Origin of the sequence: Moorena sp. SIO4A5, from assembly GCF_010672005.1 — a bacterium.
GTDB lineage: Bacteria > Cyanobacteriota > Cyanobacteriia > Cyanobacteriales > Coleofasciculaceae > Moorena.
In genome coordinates this window covers 1-6,798 of the sequence record NZ_JAAHHZ010000255.1, presented here as the reverse complement: position 1 = coordinate 6,798, position 6,798 = coordinate 1, and the positions used below count along the sequence as shown (strand labels likewise).

3 protein-coding genes are annotated in these 6,798 nt (G+C 37.8%); all 3 read right to left on the bottom strand.

Annotated elements, in window-relative coordinates; all coding sequences use genetic code 11:
- A partial coding sequence (locus tag F6K57_RS34130; protein ID WP_293072358.1) for a polyketide synthase occupies positions 1-1,449 on the bottom strand: 1,449 nt, incomplete at its 3' end.
- A 76-nt stretch (positions 1,450-1,525) separates the two neighbouring features.
- Positions 1,526-4,939 (bottom strand): methyltransferase, encoded by a 3,414-nt coding sequence (locus F6K57_RS34125; RefSeq protein ID WP_293072357.1) that lies wholly within the window; start codon positions 4,937-4,939, stop codon positions 1,526-1,528.
- 128 nt (positions 4,940-5,067) lie between these two features.
- Complete coding sequence (locus tag F6K57_RS34120; RefSeq protein ID WP_075900462.1) at positions 5,068-5,322, bottom strand: methyltransferase dimerization domain-containing protein; 255 nt, start codon at positions 5,320-5,322, stop codon at positions 5,068-5,070.
- Positions 5,323-6,798: the final 1,476 nt, after the last annotated feature.

Sequence of the window (6,798 nt, the reverse complement as noted above, 5' to 3'; positions counted from 1 at the left end):
TGTGTTGAAATATTTTTGATAACGACTGACTAACTCTGAAAGAGCTGTTTCAGTTTTAGCTGAAAGGGTTAATAGATGAACTGAAGGTTCCTTATCCCCTCTTCTTCCTTCCTTCTTATTTTCTCCTTCCTCAAGAACTACATGAGCATTTGTACCGCCAAAACCAAAGCTACTCAACCCTGCCCTAAGTGGATAAGGTTTTCCTACCCTATCAACTTTTATTTCCCAAGATTGAAGCTTGTCCACCACAAAAAACGGACCTTCTTCTAATTCAATATCAGGATTAAGTTGCTGATAATTTAATGAAGATGGAAGAGTTGCATACCTCATGCACAGCAAAACTTTGATTAGTCCAGCCAAACCTGCTGCCCCTTCCAAATGACCAATGTTTGTTTTAACTGAGCCCAAACCACAACTATTAGCAGGTAACTTACCACTTGAACTCAACCCTTTAAACGCTTCATTTAAAGCCTCTACCTCAATTGGGTCTCCTAGAGATGTACCCGTACCATGTGCTTCAATATAACCTACCGACTCTATATCAATATTAGCTTCCCTATAAGCCTGTTCCAACAATTTTGCCTGAGCTTGGGGATTTGGTGCTGTAAAAGAACTTGCTTGCCCTCCATGATTCACTGCTACACTGCGAACAACCCCATAAATAGAATCACCATCCGTCAACGCTTTTTGATAATCTTTAAGTACAACTACTGCCCCTCCTTCTCCCCTGACAAACCCATTAGCACCCGCATCAAACACCCGGCAGACTCCATCAGGAGATAACATACCCGCAGCACTATAAACTTGGTTATTCACAGGAGAACACATTAAATTAATGCCTCCTACCAATGCTGTTTGACACTGCCCACGACGTATTGCATTTACTGCTTCATACATTGCTACCAAAGAGCTGGAACAAGCCGTATCAACAGTTAAGCTAGGGCCGTGAAAATTATAAAAATAGGAAAGGCGATTGGCAAAAGTTGCTGGAGCTGTACCAGTAGCAATTTGAGCTATTTCGGCTGTCTCCAAACCTTTTTCTAATAAACTTCTGTAGTCATAGTGACAAACTCCTACATAAACCCCTACTGATTTACCCTTTAATGTATCGCTTGCATATCCTGCATCTTCCATCGCTTCCCAGGACAATTCTAACAACAGCCTTTGCTGGGGGTCCATTAACTGCGCTTCCCTAGGAGTAATCCTAAAAAAGGATGAGTCAAACAAATCTATATCTTTCAAAAAACCACCGCGTTGAATAGATAAATCTATTTCTGAACTCATGGAGTTAAATAGATTTCCCCAACGCTCTGAAGGAAGATTCTGCATTGAGTCCCGACCTTCCTTAAGTAGCTGCCAAAATTCTTCTTTAGTATCTGCTCCAGGAAAACGGCAAGCCACACCTACAATGGCTATTCTTGCTAGTGAACTGCTCTGGTTAGAATGCATTCAAATTTTCCCCCTGATTCAAATTTTCCCCCTGTGGACCTGTGAAAACGTTGTTTTTTTTTCAGTCCTAGTCCTACTAACTAAAATTAATATCTTCCCGTTCTGAAAGATACTCTGCTACCGCTATAAGAGTTTTGTAACTAAAAAAGAAGGTAGACTTTAACTTAATCCCAAACTTTCTTTCTATAAGAGCACGAAATTCTAACAACTCCAGTGAATCCATTCCTGACTCCATTAGTGGTGTGTCACCATACAAACTCTCCATACGTTGAACACCCAGTAGAGATTTTAATAATTTTCGACATTCCTGTTCAAAAATTTCTAATTTGGATGAACTTTCTTGTGAATTATTAATACTAATAAAAACGAATTCTGCCTGCCCATGCTTCCCATTTTCTGTCAAATTTTGTTGATTTTTATCAGAAAATGTTTTCTCCTTCACTTGATGCTTTCGAGCAAATATAACAGATTCTCTCGCCTTGGAAAGATCGTGCATCTCACAGGGCAATCCCAATGGTATTATTTCATCAAACCCACAATCACTGAGAACTTTTTGCCACAGTGGTATGCTCAGTAAACAACCAACTTCTAATCGGTATTCTGGATCTTCAAATAACCAATATCCTTTAAGCAATGCTCCAAAGTAAAAAAGAATATCAATTGGTTGGGTAAACTCTAGTAATGCCAATAATCCACCAGTCTTTAATAGTAAGTTACTGTTATTTAAGGTTTGATGAATCCATTTTGTGCTGTGTAGTACGTTACCAGCAATTACCACATCAAAACTTTCAGAGTTGATTCCCTGAGCCTCAAGAGATTTTTCTATGTCAAAGGTTTGATATTTCACCCAAGTAAACTGCTTGAACTTACTCTCACCATAACGTGTAAAAACGCTAGAAATATCAGTAAACCAAAATTCAATTTGCTCTGCTAGAGAAGCTAGCTTTTCTAGTAATATTCCTGTAACACCTCCCGTTCCTGCTCCAATCTCCAATATCCGAATAGGTTGCGCCCTATTTTCTAACAAACGTTGTTCTACTTCCCAGCAAACCCCATCTGCTAGCAACTCATTAAAGTAGTCAGCAACAGGATGTCCTAGAAATAGTCCAGCAAATAGCTCCATATCCCCATCAGTAAAGACTACCTCATTGACATCAACTTCACCACGTAGAATCAATGGATATTTATCTAGACACCTTTTTACTACTATTAACCAGGGTAAATGAGCCGGATATTTTTCGGAAAAATACTGATAAAAAGCAGCAACTTCAGACGAAACATTCTGTAGAGCAAAACTCTTGCATCTTGCTAATGTCAACACTCGATTTTTATCAATTTTTAGAATACCACGCTTATGCAAAATTTGTAATAAAGCATTTAAAAGTCTCTGGTAACGTGATGAAATTTTTAGCTGAGAAATCAACTCAGACTCTATATAAGATTCACCCTCTCTGAGAAATACACCCATATCTTGAAAAACACGCAAAAGCCAACGTGCTGCAAAGGCTTCTAGCTCATATTCTGGAGCCATTAAATCACATAGTTCTAAAGTGGCTAATTGGTGTAGAGCTACTTTTTCTGTGAGTTTTTCTTTTAAAACTGAGGATTGATGCCATTTTGATTTTTGAAAGTTTGAGATAGCTTCATGGTATTTTAACAATCCATCTATTTCTTTGATTCCTGGTTTGACTATTCCCCACTGTTCCACAAATTCTAGTAAGTCTTTTGCTAATACTTGCCAATTTTCTACAGAAGTCCTTACTAAAAACTCACTTATTTCCAGCACCTCATTAGATTTTTTATATTCTGTTAAGATTGCAGCTACCAATTCCCCTTGACTTTCTAACACTAAATGTCCTGTTGGAGCTTGTTTCAATAAAACTTCAAACAAAGATTCGTTCGCAGGTTGATTAATAGTGGCACAGCTTAACATACTAGGTATATCCTTTACAGTTGCATACCGTATCTGATATTCACGCTTTTCAAAATGATTAACTGTGATTCGAGTCAATGGTAACATTTTCGGATACTTACGAAAAGCTTCTTTCCTCGAAAATAAACCTACCTCTGCTGCTGCCATCAAGAACACATCTGCTTCTACTAAATGTTGCATTGAGAAGGCATGATAGGCATCAAAATGCAGAGATTCACTTTCATCTATATATTTTTTGACTACTGCTGGCGTTAAACTATGTACTTCTAGGAGCAATAATCCATGTCTAGTTATTATTGATGACCATCTTTCTAGATGTTCTACTAAACTTTGTACTGCCATGTGAGGTGGTATCAGCTTTCCTTCTCGATCTACATCTACTACTTGATAATCTAACTGAGAGCGTGCTTGAGCTATTTCTGTATTTTTTGGAGCTATAAATGGTCGGTCATGATCTAGGAATGAACGAATATGTAATACTTTTTCTGGTTCTATTCCTTGTGCTTTCAATTGCTCTAATAATTTTTCTGGTGCTCCTATATCTCCTGGAATGACTAGATGGGGAATATCTACTAAATTTTTATCTGTGACATCTAATGCTTCTTGATTGTAGTCTACTCCTACCATGATGATAGGATACTCTGTTAATACTTTTCCCCTAGCAGAGAATTGTTTGATGATTTTATATATTCGTTTCAGTAGCGTTCCATCCCCACAACCCATGTCTACTATATAGCTTGGTTGCTCTTCTATTGGCTGTTGGTTAAATATAGATATGATGATTTTATCTGTATCGGCAAAAAACTTTTCGTGTTGAAAGCCACTTGCTACTACATTTAATGTTCTATTTACGTGTCTTTCTTTTTCAGTCTTATTTCTTTGAAATACTCTCTGAGGATTTCCAAATAGTAATTCTTTCATCTGTAACAACATAGGAGCATAAGACGCTGTTGTTCCTAAGTTTAAGGATCTGTCACGCATAAATCTACCTATATCTGTTAAATATAGCCCTTCTGTTTTTTCTTCTGCCCATCCTAAATTGATGAATAATGTTGATAGTTCTTGTTTAAGGGAATTTGTTAATGTGTTAAATATTTTTTTTGATTCATCCAGTAAGTTTTGTTTTTTCAGTTCTAGTAGCAGGGGGATGAGTAATACTCCATCTAATAAATCACTTAGTAATGAGTTTTCTGTATCCCATCTTCGAGATGAACAATTAATCCAATTGCTGATTCCTGTTTCTACTTCTCCTTTTAAATATAACTCAAATGGATATTTATATAAGCTCATCAGAGCTTTAGGGATGATTTGATGTTGTTGACTTTGTTCTGTCAATATGTATTCTTCTGCTTGAGAGCGATATAGGAATGATAATGACTCTAGGAGTCGCATAGCTACCATTAGATGTCCACTATTTGCTGCTAAATGCTCTACTATTTCTTCTAATTTCAGTGATTTTTTCTGTGATAGTAACTCGAATACCCCTGCTTCTGAACAAGCACAAATCACTGGTACAGCTACAAACCCATGAGCATAACGATTTATTTTATCTAGCATTGATTTAATTTTATTTTAGAGCTGATTTATAAAGTAGGAATTCCTGAATTATGGGATGAATCTGATTGGAACCGGAACATCCTGGAAATGTAGGTAATAGTCGAGCAACAACCGAATAGCATGCTTGATCATGTCCAGAGATATGGTTGAAAATTATCCGTGAGGGAGTATTCATCAACCTCATTTTTTGATAGCCAACCTAGGGATTCCATCATTTTTAAGGCTACTTGCAAATGACCCGTATTTGCCCCTAGAGTATTAGCTATTTGCCGGTGGGTTATTCTCTTTTGTTTTATTAAGTCAAATAATCCCTTTTCTCTACAGGCTAAGATTACAGGAATAGAAACAAACCCATATTGATAACGATTAATTAACTCCAGCATTTTTTTTATACCAATTATTTATTATATTTTTTGCTTTTAATACCACTTCTGATCTGGATACCCGCAGGCAGTTTCCATTAAACTAAGCCAGTGAGTCACTCCACTGATTCGTCTCCAGAACCGTACGTGACAATGCACGTATCATACGGCTCTTCATTACAGTACAATCCTTGACATTGGCTCCTCTAAAACGGATTTTAATCTAATTCGTTAGAACTAAGTTTCTCTATTACCTCTACACTGCTCTACAAAACTGATACAAAGCGTCACATAACGTGACCATCTGATCATGTTTAATTACTGCTGACCCTGAGACCGTCGGCGGTTACTCACCCACAGGCATTAAAGTCAAGACAACCGTATTTTTGGATCCTTATAATTGGGTTTAAATCTCGATATTCCATAAATTGAAACTCCAGTTAAAACACCATCTGCTCCTGCGTGTTGAGCCATCATCTTTTTCTGTTTGTTATTAAGTTTGAGCTTTGTTGTGATGGATCTCATCTGTGTGTTTTGAGAGTAGACTAGCATACTATAGCAAGTCTTATACCCATGAGGTACAACTCTCTGGGTTCTAGGGAGCCGGGAGCGGGGAGCGGGGAGCCGGGAGCGGGGAGCCGGGAGCCAGGATAAGGGAAGAGGGCAAAAAAAATGTGTACCTCATAGCTATGACGAACGCTATATATAGATAGGCTGCTTAATAACTTTTGGTATCTTATCGTTATTATTTGAGAAAGTCAACACTTTTTTTGTTTTTTTGTACGAAAATAGTTAGAAAGCAGACATGACAAGGGATATAGCTCTCATTTTTCGTATAAAACACTCCTATTCATTAGGATTAATTTTCATTAATTATTGTTTACAATCAATAAGCTTATGACTAAATTTTACCAGGGTAAGCTCATCTAATTTAGTAAAAAAGGTACTTGACAAAAGTATCAAAACAGTATCCTTTATAGCTATCAAGGGACAAAACTTGTAGGCTCTTCCGGATCTGTGGTTGAAAACGTATTAAAAGGCACAAAATCGAAAATCAACGTGGCTGGAACTGGCGGAATTACCTGACATAAGCTTGTCTTATCACCGCAAAGCCGGAAGAGCCAACTTGTAACATATAGTAATCTTAAATCATTTGTAAAATCACTGGAATTATTAACAATAGTTGCAACTACGGTATTACGTGCCTTCTGCCTTCTGCATCCTGCCTTAAAGCAGCCTGACGGGGTGACAACCAAGCCAGAAGCCTTATGGATTGGCAATTAGAGCGACTTGTGGTCAAAAAAATAATGCTGATGGGGTGACAAGGAAGCTAGAAGGTAGACTGAATCAGAGTCATAGTTCTTTAGTTGCCAAATCAAATCCTACTACTTGTTTGGTTTTAGTAATTTTTATACCTCGCCGTAGGCGACGCTTTAGGCCGTAGGCCTCCGCTGCGCGAACGAGCCCCGCGTGGCCGTAGGCCAAACGCGAACGAAG